This window comes from Alkalimonas sp. (assembly GCF_020831925.1).
Taxonomy (GTDB): Bacteria; Pseudomonadota; Gammaproteobacteria; order Enterobacterales; family Alteromonadaceae; genus Alkalimonas.
Window position 1 is genome coordinate 35,489 of the sequence record NZ_JAFIFQ010000007.1, and the last position, 15,129, is coordinate 50,617.

Consider the following 15,129-nt stretch of genomic DNA (forward strand, 5'->3'; position numbering starts at 1 on the left):
GTATGAAAATCGCCATTTTGTCCCGCAACCCAAAACTTTACTCCACCAAACGGTTGGTCGAAGCTGCGCAGCAACGCGGCCATGAAGTGCGGGTGATTGATGCGCTGCGTTGTTATATGAACATTACCTCGCACAATCCGGAAATTCATTACAAAGGGGAAGTTCTGACAGGCTTTGATGCGGTGATCCCGCGTATTGGTGCCTCCATTACCTTTTATGGCACGGCCGTGCTGCGTCAGTTCGAGATGATGAATGTCTATCCGCTGAATGAGTCGGTCGCTATCAGCCGTTCGCGCGATAAACTGCGCAGCCTGCAGCTGTTATCACGACGTGGCATCGGTTTGCCGGTGACCAGCTTTGCCCACTCACCAGATGATATTGAAGATCTGCTCAGTATTGTCGGTGGCGCGCCTGCAGTCATCAAATTGCTGGAAGGTACCCAGGGCATCGGTGTGGTGTTGGCGGAAACAAACCAGGCAGCGGAAAGTGTTATTCAAGCCTTTATGGGCTTAAAGCAGCACATTTTGGTGCAGGAATTTATTAAAGAAGCCAAAGGATCCGACATTCGAGCCTTTGTGATTGGGGGCAAGGTGGTGGCCGCGATGAAACGCCAGGCCAAAGAAGGCGAGTTTCGCTCCAATTTGCACCGCGGTGGTACCGCCCAGTTGTGCCGGATCACACCGGAAGAGCGCGCTACAGCTATCCGGGCAGCCAAAGTGATGGGCTTGAATGTCTGTGGTGTGGACTTGCTGCGCTCCAATCATGGCCCTGTGGTGATGGAGGTGAACTCGTCACCGGGACTGGAAGGGATTGAAGGCGCCTCTGGCAAAGACATCGCCGGTGCCATTATTGAGTTTATTGAAAAGAATGCCAAACCGAACCGAACCAAAACCAAGGGGCGTGGTTGAATGAGTGAGCAAGGCCGAAGTCGTAACCGTAGTATTTGGATTGGTGGTGTCGAGGTAAAACCCGGTGAGCGCAAAACCATCGATGTGCGTGGCAGTAAGCTCTATACCCATACCCCGGTAACGATGCCGGTGCAGGTGCTCTGCGGCCGGCAGCATGGGCCAGTTCTTTTTATTAGTGCTGCGATCCATGGGGATGAAATCAATGGTGTAGAAATCATTCGCCGGCTGCTTAAAGTACCAGCGTTAAAGCGCTTGAAGGGCACTTTACTGGCGGTGCCGGTGGTGAATTTGCACGGCTTTATTAACCAAAGCCGATATTTACCAGACAGGCGTGATTTAAATCGCAGTTTTCCAGGCTCCAACAAAGGGTCCATGGCCGGCAGGCTGGCTCGTCTTTTTATGACCGAGGTGGTTAGTCAGGCAACCCATGGCATCGATTTGCATACCGGCGCTTTGCATCGCTTTAATTTGCCGCAAATCAGGGCTGATCTGGATGATCCGGAAGCGCTGCGACTGGCCAAAGCCTTCGGTACTCCGGTGATCCTCAATTCTGAGCTGCGTGAAGGCTCACTGCGCGAAGCAGCCGGACAAAACAAGATCCCAACCTTGTTGTACGAAGCTGGCGAAGCACTGCGTTTTGATGAAGTCTCCATTCGTGGTGGCGTTGAAGGTATTTTGCGGGTGATGCGGGCACTGAATATGCTGCCGCCATCCAAACGCTTGCAGCAAAAAGAGCCGGTGATGGCACGTTCCAGTGCCTGGGTGCGGGCACCACAAAGTGGTATTTTCCGGGCTTTTGTCCGTGAAGGTGAGCGGGTGCTCAAAGATCAGACTGTGCTCGGCGTGGTATCCGATCCCTTTGGTGAGTCGGAGCAGGAAATTCGCTCGCCTTACAGTGGCATTATTATCGGCTTGCTGAAGCTGCCTTTGGTCAATGAAGGCGATGCGGTTTACCACATAGCCCAGTTTTACCGCACTGATATCGCCGCCGATAGGGTAGAGAGCTACCAGGAAAGCCTGGAAGCGCACGATTACCCTTACAGTGATCATGCAATGAATAATATTTAAAACGATAAAAGGATACAACCATGGTGTTATTGCTTGCAGGATTAGTACTTTTTTTGGGTATCCACTCCAGCCGAATGTTGGCACCAGAGTGGCGTGTCGCCAGGATCAACCAGTGGGGATCACTGGGTTGGAAAGGGGTCTATGCGCTGATTTCTCTGACGGGCTTTGTGTTGCTGGTGCTGGGCTACTCGGCAGCACGCCAGAGCACGGGGCTGATTTGGTTGCCACCACATTGGATGGGGCATTTGACCGCTTTACTGACTCTCTTTGCCTTTATTTTGTTGGCAGCAACCTATGTACCTGGTTCCTGGTTAAAAGCCAAAGTTGGTCATCCCATGCTGCTGGCCACCAAAATCTGGGCACTGTCCCATCTGCTAAGTAATGGCACCACAGTGGCAGTGTTGTTGTTTGGTAGCTTTCTGGTGTGGTCTGTTGCCTGCTACGCTATCAGTCGTCGCTGCGACAGGGCCGAGAATATTCAGCGAACCGGTTTGTTATCGCGTGATCTGGCTTCGCTGTTAATTGGTATTGTATTGTTCTGGCTATTTGCCTTTCATTTACATGAGCAGTTGATTGGGGTGAAACCTTTCGGTGGTTAATCCAATAAGCCTAAGGAGAGAACCATGAAAAAAAGCGACGCCGAGTGGCAGCAACAATTAAACCCGGAGCAGTACCGGGTTACCCGGCTCAAAGGGACCGAGCGACCCTTTAGCGGTGACTTGCTGTACCACGAGGCCAATGGCAGCTACCACTGCATTTGTTGTGGGGCCGCTTTATTTGATTCTACTACCAAGTTTGATGCTGGTTGCGGCTGGCCATCCTTTTATCAATCGTTGGAAGGCAAAGTGCGTTATCAGGCCGATCACAGCCATGGCATGGTACGAACCGAGATCCTTTGCGCCAACTGCGATGCACACCTTGGTCATGTGTTCGACGATGGGCCAGCACCCACGGGTCAACGCTATTGCGTCAATTCGGTCTCTTTACAGTTTGCGGAAAAAAAGCTGTAACTGTTGTGGTAACCTTTCAGTTTCTATTACAATAGGCCGCCGCTCGCAAGGGCGACTCTGTACCTGAACCCATTCCATTCAGCAGACTGATGTTAAAAGGCCGAATTATGACCCTATCACACGAAGAACAGTACCAGAAGAGCTGGCAGGAGCGCCAGGAATTTGCCGAGAACATGCTGCCGTTAATCGGACGTTTGTACCGCAACAAAGGCGTCGAAGTTGTGGTCTATGGCAAACCTCTGGTCAATGCCACCACCATAGAGCTGATCAAAGCACACAAAATGGTGGAGCGTTACGAAGGACAAAAACTCCGTTTGCGGGAAAGTTTTCCAATTTTAGAAGCCATCAGTCAGCTGGAACTAGCACCAGGCCGCATTGATGTCGGTAAACTGGCCTACGGTTACCAGCACAAAAACTCGTCCAATGGTGCCAGCCTGCAAGATTACTTAAAGCGTGAATTGGCTGAGTTGCTCGATAACCCCGATAGTGTGAAGCCGACCGATGTAGTGCTCTATGGTTTTGGCCGTATTGGCCGTTTGCTGGCTCGTCTGATGCTTGAGCGCAATGGCCCGAGCAGCAAATTGCGGCTGCGAGCTATCGTAGTGCGGGGAGGCAAAGAAGGCGACTTGGAAAAACGTGCCAGTTTGCTGCGTCGTGACTCCATTCATGGCCTCTTTAATGGCAGCATCACTGTTGATCATGAAAACCAGGGCATTAAAGCCAATGGGACTTTCATCAAAGTGATTTATGCCAATTCGCCAAGCGATGTGGATTACACCCAGTATGGCATCAACAATGCCCTGGTGGTTGATAATACGGGTGTTTGGAAGGACGACAAAGCACTTGCTATTCACTTTGAATCCAAAGGGACTGCTCGGGTGCTGTTAACGGCACCGGCCAAAGGCGAAGTACCGAATGTGGTTTATGGTGTCAACCAGGACATGATCCTACCAGAGCACAAAATTGTGTCTGCTGCCAGTTGCACCACCAATGCCATCACGCCTGTGTTAAAGGCTTTGAATGATGCCTTCGGTATTCGCAATGGTCATGTCGAAACCGTGCATTCTTACACCAACGATCAGAACCTGATTGATAATTTCCACAAAGCTGAGCGCCGGGGACGGGCAGCACCACTGAATATGGTGATTACTTCTACTGGTGCAGCCAGTGCTGTCGCCAAAGCCTTACCTGAGCTCAAAGGCAAACTGACCGGCAATGCGATCCGGGTGCCTACGCCAAATGTATCGATGGCTATCCTGTCACTGAACCTGGATAAAGCCACCAGCAAAGACGAGCTTAATGAGTTTTTGCAGCACACGGCTCTGTTCTCAGAGCTGCAGGATCAAATTGATTACACCAGCTCGACTGAAATCGTTTCGTCGGATTTGGTGGGCTCGCGCTATGCCGGTGTGGTTGACTCTCAAGCAACCATCGTTGATGGCGATCGCTGCGTATTGTACGTCTGGTACGACAATGAATTTGGTTACAGCGTGCAGGTCATTCGGGTAATGTACGAAATGGCCGGTATTAAATACCCAACATTGCCGCAGAGCCGTTAAATCAGTCTTCGAAACATCGAAACCGGTGAAGCCATTGCTTTACCGGTTTTTTTTCGGCCTTATCACAGGCCACAGGTGTACCGCTAGCAACTTATATTCCGCTTTCCACCTTCTTTGCTTGCAAAAAATGAACAGATTCTTTTTTCTGTAATTTAGCTGTCATATCAGCTGGTTAGTCTGATGGGTTGCAATTGTGTCGAAAACAGGGTTGAACCTTTGTCAACTTTGCCTTATCTATTATGTGCGGACTGGATGAATGCATTCAGTGTTGTCATCAAAAACGATTGAGGAAGACTGCCGTATGAAAAGACAAAAACGTGATCGTCTTGAACGTGCACACGCACAAGGTTACCGGGCCGGAGTCACTGGCCGTTCAAAAGAAATCTGTCCTTATCAAAATCTCGATGTACGCTCCCAGTGGTTAGGAGGCTGGCGCGAAGCCATGGAAGATCGTGGCACGGGTCTCTTTAACAAGAGCATGTAAATCAGACCGAATAACTATGAACAAGCCCCGCGATGCGGGGCTTGTGGCATTATAGACAGAGGCTTTGTCTTTAGAAGCTGCTGGTATCGGTGAATAAACCAACTTTTAAATCTTTTGCGGTGTAGATTTCACGGCCATCCACACTGACAGAGCCATCGCCAATGCCCATATAAAGCTTACGTTTGATCACACGCTTCATATTAATGCGGTAAGTCACTTTTTTCGCGGTAGGCAGGATCTGGCCGGTGAACTTTACTTCACCCACACCCAGAGCACGGCCTTTGCCCGGGCCACCAGAGGCGCCCAGGAAGAAGCCTACCAGCTGCCACATGGCATCGAGGCCCAAACAGCCAGGCATCACAGGATCGCCCTGAAAATGGCAAGCAAAGAACCACAGCTCCGGGGTGATATCCAGCTCAGCGATAATTTCACCTTTACCAAATTCGCCGCCTTCCTCAGAAATATGTACAATACGATCCATCATCAGCATCTGATCGATAGGGAGCTGGCTGTTGCCTGGGCCAAATAATTCACCGCGGCCGCATGCCACCAATTCTTCTTTTGTAAAGCTATTCTTCATCATGTATGTTGATTCCACTAAACGAGGTCTGAATTTTCCTGCTGGGGAGCTTAGCGAACACTTGTACGCTAAGCAAGTCCGATTAGTGCAAAATTGCTGCAGACCAGCCATAATTTCAGCATCCAGCCAGCATTTAGTCAGCATTGGGGGGGCCGCATGAGCGAACAAGATAAACAAGCGCTAAGCAATGCCGAAAAGCAGCGACGTTACCGCGAACGGCAGAAACAAGCCGGTAAAAAAGAACTGCGGGGCTATCTGACCCCGGAGGCGATGCAGTGTTATCAGGACATTCAGCAAAAAACCGATTGGAACGACAGCACCATTATCAGCAATGCGCTACGTTTGATGTATGCTGCTCATAAATGTGGCCAGGTTGGCTTGCTCAATGCCTGGTTGAAGGAACATGAGCGCTAAGCCTGCCATTGTGACGGTTGCTGCCGTATAATGCCATTATCTTGTTAGTCTGTGAGTTGTTATGATTTTATTTGTACGTGATCTGACGGTTATCGATTTTTCCTACCTCTGTGCCGAACGCGGTTTGTTGGGTGAAAGCCTGATTGTCGATGTTGAACTGCACGGCAGCTTGGATCAAGCCTCCATGGTGTTTGATTTTGGCTTGGTAAAAAAAGTCATTAAAAAAGCCATTGATAGCAGCATCGATCATGCTTTAGCGGTACCTGCCGCATTTCAGGACTGCAAACTAAGCGAGCGGGGTGAGCAGCAGCTGGTACAGTTTACCAGTGCCAGAGGCGATATTCAGGTGTCTGGCCCGGCTCAAGCCTTTGCACTACTGCAAGCTGAACAGGTAAACCTGCAGTCGATAGAACAATTCATTTTGCAGCAACTGGCTGGAAAACTTCCGGATAATGTGAAAGAGGTGCGGTTAACCCTGCGCCCGGAGGCCAGCCAGGGCTTTTATTATCAGTACAGTCATGGCTTAAAAAAACACGATGGCAACTGCCAACGCATTGCGCATGGTCATCGTTCTACCATCCAGATCTATCAGGATGGCATGTTATCGCCGCGGTTAAACAAGTTTTGGGCCGATCGCTGGCAGGATATTTATCTAATCACCGAACAGGACCTGTGTCAGCCAGCTGATTTGCAGTGCCTGGAGGCCAATGTCGGCGATCTCTGTTCGCGTTATCAGTCCGGGCAGGGAGTTTTTGAAATTTGTTTGCCTGCAAGTCACTGCGAAGTGGTGCCGTGCGATACCACAGTCGAGTGTTTGGCTGATTACATTGCCGGTGTGCTAAAAACACTGGATGCAGAGCATCAATACAAGGTGGTAGCCTATGAAGGGGTTGGTAAAGGCGCTATTGCTGTTAGCTAGCCTGTCATTGCACGCAACCGCTCTGGCGAGCGAACTGTCGGTTGATAGCATTGAAGTGCATGGTGAGCTTACTCAAGGCAGTCTCATCAGGGCTGTGGTACCAGTAGGTACCAAAGCCTGGTTTAACGAGCGGCAACTGGCGGTTAGCCCGGATGGTCAATTGGTCTTTGGTATTGGCCGGGATGCACCGTTAAAGCATCAACTGCGGCTTGAGCTTGATGGTCAGCAACTCACTGTGCCGCTTAGCTTTCAGGCCCGTGAATACGACATCCAGCGCATTGAAGGTGTCGAGCAACGCTTTGTCAGCCCGCCACCAGAGGTGTTGGCGCAGATCCGGCGTGACAGCCAACTGGTGCAAGCCGCACGAGCGACGGATACTGATTTGCCCTATGCTTTTCAACAACCGGAATGGCCTGCTTATGGTCGTATTACCGGCGTCTATGGCTCACAACGCATTTTCAATGGCCAGCCGCGCAATCCGCATCTTGGGCTGGATATCGCCGGCCCTGTTGGCAGCCCTGTGTTCGCGCCAATGACCGGTGTGGTGACCCTGGCGGAAGATTTGTACTACTCAGGGCTAACCTTGATTATCGATCATGGTTATGGCGTGAGTACGACCTTGATGCATCTGGACGCCTTCCATGTGGCTGTCGGTGACAAAGTCACTCAGGGCCAGTTGGTAGCCGATATGGGCGCGACTGGTCGGGTAACAGGCCCGCATCTGGATTGGCGCATTAACTGGTTTCAGGAGCGGCTGGACCCGGCGTTGTTGATGCCTGAGTCCGCACCCCCGAAAAAAGCAAACTAACTTTTTGTCCGAGCCTGGCTGGCCCACCAGCTTTGCCAGGCACTCTCATCCTGGATACTCAGTTGGGCCACAGTTGCCGGTGGCGATGTCAGTTCAAGGTTTCGCACCAGCAGTCTATCACGTCGAAACAAATGCACGGTTAAATCCTGCTGTTTTGGCAGGCGCAGCAGCAACTCACTTAAACTCGAGCTGTTCAAGCGAAAGCCTTCGACTGCCAGCAGTTCATCGCCCACCATAAAACCAGCCCGATGGGCCGGCCCCTGATGATAGACCGCTGTGAGTTTGATGCCTTGCTCAGAGCTTTGATACTGGGCACCCAGCCAGGTGCTGCCATTGCTTTCTGCCAGGCCGTTTAAGTCATCCGGTTTCAGGGGCTGACGCCAGCTAAGAGTTAAACCAAACGAGGGTAGATAATCGGCCAGGGGAATGGGCTTTGGCTGTTGCACCCAGTCGGTCAGTTGGCTGGCAAGCTCTGGCAACTGCCAGCTTTCGAGCACGGCAGCAATGGCGCCATTCGGCGTGCCGGTCGTTAGGTAGTCTTGCCACAGCTGCCGCATCAATTCTGGCAAACTTCGACCATGCGGTGTTAAAGCTGCGTCCAGGCAAAGAGCGACCAGAGCGCCTTTGGCGTAATAACTGGCGATGGCATTGACAGCATTTTCATCCTGTTTGTAAAACTTGGTCCAGGCATCAAAGCTACTGTCTTCGAGTGATTGCACGCCGTTGCTTGGGTTACGCGTTACTCTGCTGATGGTTTTTTCCAACGCCAGCAAATAATCAGCCGCACTTAGCAGGCCACTGCTGTACAAAGCTAAATCATCCAGATAAGAGGTAAAGCCTTCGTAGATCCATAGCTGCCGGCTGTACTGCTCTTGAGCCAATTGGTAAGGATGAAACTCAGCGGGTTTCAAACGTTTCACCCACCAGGTATGCAGGTACTCGTGGCTGCACAGACTGAGCAGGGTCTGATAGCCTTCGTTGATTTGCTGTTGCCCGGCCGCAGGCAAATCAAAACGACTGCACAGCAGCAAGGTCGAGTCATTATGCTCTAAGCCACCAAAGCCGGAGTCGGTGACCCATGTTAAAAACCAGTAGCTGGTCAAATCGGCTGGCAGGCTACCAAAGATGGCTTTTTGTTGCTGACAAATGATGGCTAAGTCATCGGTAAAACGTTGTTGATCAGTCAAGTTACGGCTACTGACTACCAAATAGTGTGGTACTGCATCGATGTGAAACTCGGTCAGCTGAAAAATGCCGGCTAGCAGAGGACTATCTATCAAGTGCTGGTAGTCGCTGGCGAGGTAAGTGCCAAAACCAAGGAAGGCTGTGTCTGAAGCTGGTGGCAGGGCGGTCGCCAGTCGCCAGTCTGAAGTATTCGGGGCGGTTGGGGCATCTACCTGCAGCTGATGCGGTAATTCTTCCATACCAGCGACTGCTAAGCAAAGACAGGCTGGGTTGAGGATGGCAACTTCATCATCCAGGTAAGCCGCCCGAACAGAGCGATCATAAGCGTACAATTGGTAATGAACCTTAACGGTTTGACCTCGATGGTGGACTTGCCAGCTTTGTTTATCGGTTTTTAGTACCTCTAAAGCACCGCCTTTGTCGTAAGCGGTTAGCCAGATCAGGTTGCGGGCAAAGTCGCGGATCATGTAACTGCCAGGGATCCAGGCGGGCAGTTGCAACAGCAGTGGCTCTTTCCCCTGAGGCTGAATGGTCAGCTCCATCTCAATCAGATGAGCGGCGATATCGACGCAACGAAGCTGGTATTGAATTAAAGCCTTCATATATACTGAATTCTCCTGCAGACAGACTCTGCTGATTGTAACATGACAAGGAATCCTCATGGCGGAAGAAACTATTTTCAGCAAAATTGTGCGTGGTGAAATCCCGGCCGATATCCTGTATCAGGATGAGTTGGTCACAGCTTTTCGTGATATCAACCCCAGAGCACCGAGCCATATCCTGATCATTCCAAACCATCTGATCCCAACGGTGAACGACGTTAAACCAGAAGATGAGCAAGCCCTTGGCCGGCTCTTTACTGTAGCCCGTCAGCTGGCTGCTGCCGAGGGCATCGCCGATGATGGGTACCGCTTGATCATGAATTGCAACCAGCATGGTGGTCAGGAGGTGTATCACATTCATCTGCATTTGGTCGGCGGACGCCCGTTAGGCCCCATGCTAAGCTAGTGTCGCCAACATTGCATTTGGTGGGCGTTCACGTACAATGCGCGCCCGCAAACCCCAACCAACAGGGCCTATCAGCATGAGCACAGAGAATCAGGATGCTTTAATTGCCAAACGCATGCAACATGCCATTACCCGGGTGACCAAAACCGTGTTTCCGGGGCGCACCAATCATCACAATACTTTATTTGGTGGCGAAGCTTTGGCCTGGATGGATGAAGCGGCTTTTATCGCTGCCACCCGTTTTTGCCGTAAGCCACTAGTGACGGTGTCATCAGACCGGGTCGATTTTAAAGAAGCCATACCGGCAGGCACTCTGATTGAACTGGTTGCTAAAGTGGATCATGTCGGTCGCACCAGCATTCGGGTGCATGTGGATATTTTTCTGGAGCATATGTACCAGGACGATCAGCACAAAGCGATTTCCGGCAGCTTTACTTTTGTCGCGCTGGGGCCTGATCGTAAGCCTGTGCCGGTGCTGTCCGGCCTTACCGAATAGGCCTCACTTGACTTTGTTAACCATTGGATTAATCTGGTAGGAGCAGTCAATAAGTGCCGGGTCTAACAATGAAAACAGCACAGCAGTGGTTCGCCGAATACGCAGACAGTCATCAAAACCCTACCAATAAAGCCATCCACTGGCTGGCGGTGCCTGTGATCTATGCCACAGTATTTGGTTTGCTCTGGTCTGTACCTATGCCTTTTGCCGGCTTAGCTGCCAGCGAGATTAACTGGGCCATGTTAATAGCTGTGCCGGTGCTGGTGTTTTACTTCAGTTTGTCCTTTGCATTAGGGGCTGGCATGGCCCTGTTTACTGCTTTGGTGTTTACCGCACTGCGCTGGCATGAACTGGCCCTTGGCTGGCCGCTTTGGCTCAGCAGCTTGCTACTTTTTGTGGTGATGTGGCTGCTGCAGTTTATTGGCCATCATATCGAAGGCAAAAAACCCTCTTTTTTCCAGGATATATTCTTCTTGCTGATAGGTCCGGCCTGGCTGCTAAGCTTTATTCTGCAACGCCTTGGCATCCGTTATCAGCGCCGTTGCGACTAATGCAGTGGGAATCAGGTTTAACTGAGCTGCAGCAAGGTGCCAGTGGGGTATAATTTCAGTTCTCGTAAGCAGTTTTGGTGGCGCTTTGTTACACAATCTAGACGATAAAAGACATCTGCAGTTCTGGCTGCTACACACCTTAGGCTGGATAGGCTTTGCCGTGGTGCATTATCTTGGCTCCTTGGTGTTGGAAGTGCGGAATGCCTACTTTTGGGTGGTGATGCTTGATACCTTTGTTGGCTGGCTGCTTACCATACCACTGCGTTACATTTATCAACGGGCCTGGTATTGGCATCCATTGAAAATGATGCTGACCGTATTGCTGTTAGCTACTCTGGTCGGTGTGGTCTGGACAATTTTTAAAAACCATACCTATTGGGAAATTTATCGCCATGGCTTTCAGCCCAAAAGCTGGAACTGGGTGCAGTTGTATCTGCGAAATGCCCAGGTGTCGTTTTATGTGATTTTAAGCTGGAGCGGTCTCTATTTTGGTATCAAGTATTACCAGACGCTGCAGCGGGAAAAGCAAAAGCTGTTAACAGCCACCAACCGGGCGCACGAAGCTCAGTTGAAAATGCTGCGTTACCAGTTAAACCCCCACTTTTTGTTTAATACCTTAAACGCTATTTCTACTTTGGTATTGACCCGGGAAAACGATACGGCGGAAAAAATGGTCACTCGGCTGAGTGATTTCTTGCGCTACTCCTTGTACAAGGACCCAATCAAAAAGGTCCCTTTGCAACAGGAAATCAGTGCTGCCCGCTTGTATCTGGAGATTGAAAAGGTTCGTTTTTCAGAGCGTTTGAAAGTGACTTTTGAAGTGAGTGAGGATGCATGTCAGGCACTTGTGCCGAGTTTGATCTTGCAACCCCTGATTGAAAATGCCATAAAGTATGCTGTTGCCACTCAGGTTGATGGCGGACACATCGCTATATCGGCGAAAAAGTTTGGTCACGATCTGTTGTTGGAAGTTGCTGATAATGGGCCAGGCGTACCTTTGGATGGTGGATTACCAAAGTCAGAGCATAGTGGTGTTGGTTTGGTAAATACCCGCGAACGGCTGGCTGCCCTCTATGATCACAATTTCTCGCTGGTATTGACGCACAACGAGCCGCAGGGACTGAAGGTTAATATTCGCATTCCCTATGAACTTGATATTACGGAATAATACGCATGCTAAACGTCGTAGTTGTCGATGATGAACCATTGGCCCGCAAAGGGATGTTATATCGGCTTGGCGATTATAAAAACCTGAAGGTAGTCGCTGAGTGCGGCAATGGGAAAGAGGCTTTGGAAGCGATCGCCAAGCACCAACCTGAGCTGGTATTTTTGGATGTTGAGATGCCGGGTATGGACGGCTTTGCTGTGCTTGAGCAATTGCAAAACCAACAGTTACCGATGCCGTACATTATTTTTGTCACCGCCTATGATCACTATGCGCTGGCTGCTTTTGATGTCAATGCTATTGACTATGTGCTCAAGCCGGTCGAAGCGGGGCGCTTAAAAGCTGCTATTGATAAGGCACTTAAAGCCTTTGAAAGCCGGGATGATCAGAAACACAAATCACAACTGGCCGAGGTCGTTTCGCGTTTAACAGGGGATGCTGCTGAAACTATCCTGGAGCGGCTTAGCAACGAAGAGCCGGTGGTAGACTCGCGCTACCCGGATGCTATAAGCATTAAGGACAGTGGCGAAATCACCCGGGTGATGGTCATTGATATTGATTGGGTCGATGCTGCCGGCGATTACATGTGCATTCATACCCGCGATGGTCAAACCCATATTTTGCGCAAAACCATGAAAGAGCTGGAGCAAGAGCTGGACCCTCGCTTGTTTGTCCGAGTGCACCGCTCTGCCATTGTCAACGTCAACACCATTGTGAAACTGCAGATGCTACCCAACGGCGAGCATCAACTGATGCTGAGCAACGACCAGACCGTGAAAGTCAGTCGCAGCTACAAAGATCGGGTGAAGCAGGTGTTTAAAGGCGCTTAATCGTTGGCCACCTGCTGTTGCCAGCGCAGCAGGTAAGGGTCAATGCGCTTTTTATGTTCGCCACTGGCTTGCAGCGGGTAGAGGCACGCCTGATGATTCACTTCGCCTGCCATCATAAGATGAGCGCCCCCAAGCAGTTGCTCCACGGCATAAGCTCCCAGTTTGGTTGCGAGGATCCGATCTGCTCCGACCGGTGAGCCGCCACGTTGAATATGACCAAGCACACAAGCACGACACTCAATGCCAATGGCTTTGGTTATATCGGCTGCCAGAGCTGTGCTGCCCCCTGGGTAGCAATGCTCTGCCATCACTATAATGTAGCTGCTTTTGCCTTTAACCACCTGGGCATTTTGAATAGGGCGGATCACAGCATCCAGCTCGCCAGGCTTGAGTACACCAAGCTCCGGACAAATAATTTGCTCTGCGCCGCTGGCAATTCCCGCCGACAAGGCAATAAAACCACTGTGCCTACCCATTAACTCGACCAGAAAAATACGCTCGAACGCATCGGCAGTATCGCGGATTTTATCAATCGCATCCAATGCTGTATCAATGGCAGTGGCATAACCGATGGTGGCATCGGTGCCATCAACATCGTTATCGATGGTGCCGGGCAAGCCGAGGATCTGACCTTTGTAGTGTTGTGCTATGGCTAAAGCCCCTTTGAAACTGCCATCACCACCAATGACCAGCAAGGCATCGAGCTGCATCTGCCGCAGGGTATTTGCTGCTGCTTTAGCGCCTTCTTCCGTGTGCATGGCTGGACAACGGGCACTTTTTAATAGGGTTCCGCCAAGGTGAATGATGTGTTGAACGTGATAGGGCAGCAACTTTTTATAGTCACCTTCTATCAGGCCATTAAAACCATGCGAAAAGCCAACGACCTCAATCTGATGAGCAGCCGCAGTTAGAACAATGGAACGAATGCAGGCATTCATCCCCGGAGCATCGCCACCTGAAGTTAACACGCCAATCCGTCGTATCGATGTCATAAAGTTGCCCCAGTATCTGTCTGAATCAAGGCAGTATAGCAAAGTTAGTCGCAGGGATGTTGATCTGTCGCAAGTCGCATACTTCGTTCATTTCACTGAAACAAGGCGACTTTTTTCCCTTAATAAGCGACAATAACCGCTGTTATTTACCTCTTAGAGGCACCCCTGCAATGCATCAGGTTTCCGGTCGCGCACTTCTTGGTTTCAGTCTGGCATTTACCACGGCTGTGCTTTGGGGCATTTTACCGATCGTACTTAAAGTGCTGTTGGATTTTCTAACAGCAAGTACCCTGACTGGTATTCGGTTTTTAGTTGCCGCTCTGATGGTTGGCGCCTGGCTGGTTTGGCAAGGGCAGTGGCCACGGCTGAGCTTGCTAAGCCGGCAAGGGATCCTATTGTTATTGGTTGCCATTGCTGGCTTGCTGGCCAATTACCTGATGTACATGTCTGGCTTAAATTACCTGACCGCAGAAACTGGCCAGTTGCTAATTCAGCTGGCACCTTTTTTGATGATGCTCGGCGGTGTTTGGATTTTTAAAGAGCGCTTGCAGTTCTGGCAGAAAGTTGGTGCGGCCATTCTGTTGGCGGGCTTATTGCTGTTTTTTAATGAGCGGTTGCTGGATTTACTGACTTCCATCAGTGAAGAGAGCATAGGTTTATTGCTGATCATTGGCGCAGCTGTTACCTGGGCAGCCTATGCGTTGGCGCAAAAGCAATTGCTGGTGCACTACAGCTCCAAGCAAATTATGGTGTTGATATACTGCGCCGGAGCCTTGGTGTTTATGCCACTATCGGATTTGCAACCTTTACTGCAGTTGACGGGCTGGCACTGGGCTTTCTTGCTGTTTTGCTGCCTGAATACCGTGGTGGCCTATGGCGCTTTTGCTGAAGCCATGCACCATTGGGAAGCATCTAAAGTCAGTGCAGTGCTAGCCATTACGCCGTTAGTGACCATAGTGGTAGCTAAAGGCCTGCACGCGCTGCAGCCAGACTGGCTGTCACCTGAGCCACTAAATGCTTGGGCAATTATAGGCGCTTGTCTGGTGGTGGTCGGATCGATGACCACCGCTTTATCGCCATTGTGGGGCCAGTACCACGCTCGTTACTCCGCGAGGCAGCAACAAAAACGCCGCAGTTTGTAACTGCGGCGTT

The 15,129-nt window shown here is 50.7% G+C and carries 18 protein-coding genes; 15 read left to right on the top strand and 3 right to left on the bottom strand.

Going from position 1 to position 15,129, the window contains the following annotated elements; translation table 11 throughout:
• Positions 1-2 precede the first annotated feature (2 nt).
• The 6 genes from rimK to rmf all read left to right on the top strand — a co-directional run bounded on the left by rimK (position 3) and on the right by rmf (position 5,029).
• The gene (gene rimK / locus JJU14_RS04115; RefSeq protein ID WP_091339777.1) at positions 3-908 is read left to right on the top strand and encodes a 30S ribosomal protein S6--L-glutamate ligase; all 906 of its coding nucleotides are present in this window, start codon (positions 3-5) and stop codon (positions 906-908) included.
• Positions 909-1,976 (top strand): succinylglutamate desuccinylase/aspartoacylase family protein, encoded by a 1,068-nt coding sequence (locus JJU14_RS04120; protein WP_228611332.1) that lies wholly within the window; start codon positions 909-911, stop codon positions 1,974-1,976.
• A gap of 20 nt (positions 1,977-1,996) precedes the next feature.
• Positions 1,997-2,575 carry an NnrU family protein gene (locus JJU14_RS04125; RefSeq protein WP_228611333.1) on the top strand — a complete coding sequence of 193 codons (579 nt, stop codon included), beginning with the start codon at positions 1,997-1,999 and terminating at the stop codon, positions 2,573-2,575.
• A gap of 24 nt (positions 2,576-2,599) precedes the next feature.
• The gene (gene msrB, locus JJU14_RS04130) at positions 2,600-2,986 is read left to right on the top strand and encodes a peptide-methionine (R)-S-oxide reductase MsrB (RefSeq protein ID WP_228611334.1); all 387 of its coding nucleotides are present in this window, start codon (positions 2,600-2,602) and stop codon (positions 2,984-2,986) included.
• Positions 2,987-3,093: 107 nt separating this feature from the next.
• Entirely contained in the window at positions 3,094-4,545 is a 1,452-nt protein-coding gene (locus JJU14_RS04135; RefSeq protein WP_091339763.1) for a glyceraldehyde-3-phosphate dehydrogenase, read from the top strand.
• Between the two features lie 301 nt (positions 4,546-4,846).
• Entirely contained in the window at positions 4,847-5,029 is a 183-nt protein-coding gene (gene rmf / locus JJU14_RS04140) for a ribosome modulation factor (RefSeq protein ID WP_091339760.1), read from the top strand.
• A 70-nt stretch (positions 5,030-5,099) separates the two neighbouring features.
• Here the strand turns inward: rmf and fabA are convergent, their stop codons facing one another.
• Positions 5,100-5,612 carry a 3-hydroxyacyl-[acyl-carrier-protein] dehydratase FabA gene (gene fabA, locus JJU14_RS04145; protein WP_228611335.1) on the bottom strand — a complete coding sequence of 171 codons (513 nt, stop codon included), beginning with the start codon at positions 5,610-5,612 and terminating at the stop codon, positions 5,100-5,102.
• A gap of 153 nt (positions 5,613-5,765) precedes the next feature.
• On the opposite strand from fabA, the gene JJU14_RS04150 reads away from it, so the two are divergent.
• The 3 genes from JJU14_RS04150 (at position 5,766) to JJU14_RS04160 (ending at position 7,750) form a co-directional block, all read left to right on the top strand.
• Positions 5,766-6,023, top strand: coding sequence for a hypothetical protein (locus JJU14_RS04150; protein WP_091339755.1), 258 nt, complete (start codon positions 5,766-5,768; stop codon positions 6,021-6,023).
• 61 nt (positions 6,024-6,084) lie between these two features.
• Positions 6,085-6,942, top strand: a complete 858-nt coding sequence (locus JJU14_RS04155; protein ID WP_228611336.1) for a 6-carboxytetrahydropterin synthase — start codon at positions 6,085-6,087, stop codon at positions 6,940-6,942.
• Positions 6,905-7,750: a M23 family metallopeptidase gene (locus tag JJU14_RS04160; RefSeq protein WP_228611337.1), complete on the top strand. Its 846-nt coding sequence runs from the start codon at positions 6,905-6,907 to the stop codon at positions 7,748-7,750. Before JJU14_RS04155 ends, JJU14_RS04160 begins: the two co-directional genes overlap by 38 nt.
• Here JJU14_RS04160 and JJU14_RS04165 read toward each other — a convergent pair.
• Positions 7,747-9,537, bottom strand: a complete 1,791-nt coding sequence (locus JJU14_RS04165; RefSeq protein ID WP_228611338.1) for a PDZ domain-containing protein — start codon at positions 9,535-9,537, stop codon at positions 7,747-7,749. The two genes, JJU14_RS04160 and JJU14_RS04165, sit on opposite strands and share 4 nt — an antisense overlap.
• A 58-nt stretch (positions 9,538-9,595) precedes the next feature.
• On the opposite strand from JJU14_RS04165, the gene hinT reads away from it, so the two are divergent.
• From hinT to JJU14_RS04190, 5 genes are all read left to right on the top strand, one after another.
• On the top strand, positions 9,596-9,943 hold the full coding sequence (gene hinT, locus JJU14_RS04170) for a purine nucleoside phosphoramidase (RefSeq protein WP_228611339.1): 348 nt from the start codon (positions 9,596-9,598) through the stop codon (positions 9,941-9,943).
• Between the two features lie 76 nt (positions 9,944-10,019).
• Positions 10,020-10,439 carry an acyl-CoA thioesterase gene (locus JJU14_RS04175; RefSeq protein ID WP_228611340.1) on the top strand — a complete coding sequence of 140 codons (420 nt, stop codon included), beginning with the start codon at positions 10,020-10,022 and terminating at the stop codon, positions 10,437-10,439.
• Positions 10,440-10,507: 68 nt separating this feature from the next.
• Positions 10,508-10,990, top strand: a complete 483-nt coding sequence (locus JJU14_RS04180; RefSeq protein WP_228611341.1) for an Mpo1-like protein — start codon at positions 10,508-10,510, stop codon at positions 10,988-10,990.
• A gap of 85 nt (positions 10,991-11,075) precedes the next feature.
• A complete protein-coding gene (locus JJU14_RS04185; protein WP_228611342.1) occupies positions 11,076-12,158 on the top strand; it encodes a histidine kinase in 1,083 nt (360 codons plus the stop codon).
• A gap of 5 nt (positions 12,159-12,163) precedes the next feature.
• Complete coding sequence (locus tag JJU14_RS04190) at positions 12,164-12,985, top strand: LytTR family DNA-binding domain-containing protein (protein WP_228611343.1); 822 nt, start codon at positions 12,164-12,166, stop codon at positions 12,983-12,985.
• Here JJU14_RS04190 and JJU14_RS04195 read toward each other — a convergent pair.
• Complete coding sequence (locus JJU14_RS04195) at positions 12,982-13,977, bottom strand: ATP-dependent 6-phosphofructokinase (RefSeq protein ID WP_228611344.1); 996 nt, start codon at positions 13,975-13,977, stop codon at positions 12,982-12,984. The two genes, JJU14_RS04190 and JJU14_RS04195, sit on opposite strands and share 4 nt — an antisense overlap.
• Before the next feature lie 170 nt (positions 13,978-14,147).
• Here JJU14_RS04195 and JJU14_RS04200 point away from each other — a divergent pair, with 170 nt between their 5' ends.
• Positions 14,148-15,119 (top strand): DMT family transporter, encoded by a 972-nt coding sequence (locus JJU14_RS04200; RefSeq protein WP_228611345.1) that lies wholly within the window; start codon positions 14,148-14,150, stop codon positions 15,117-15,119.
• The last annotated feature ends 10 nt before the right edge of the window (positions 15,120-15,129 follow it).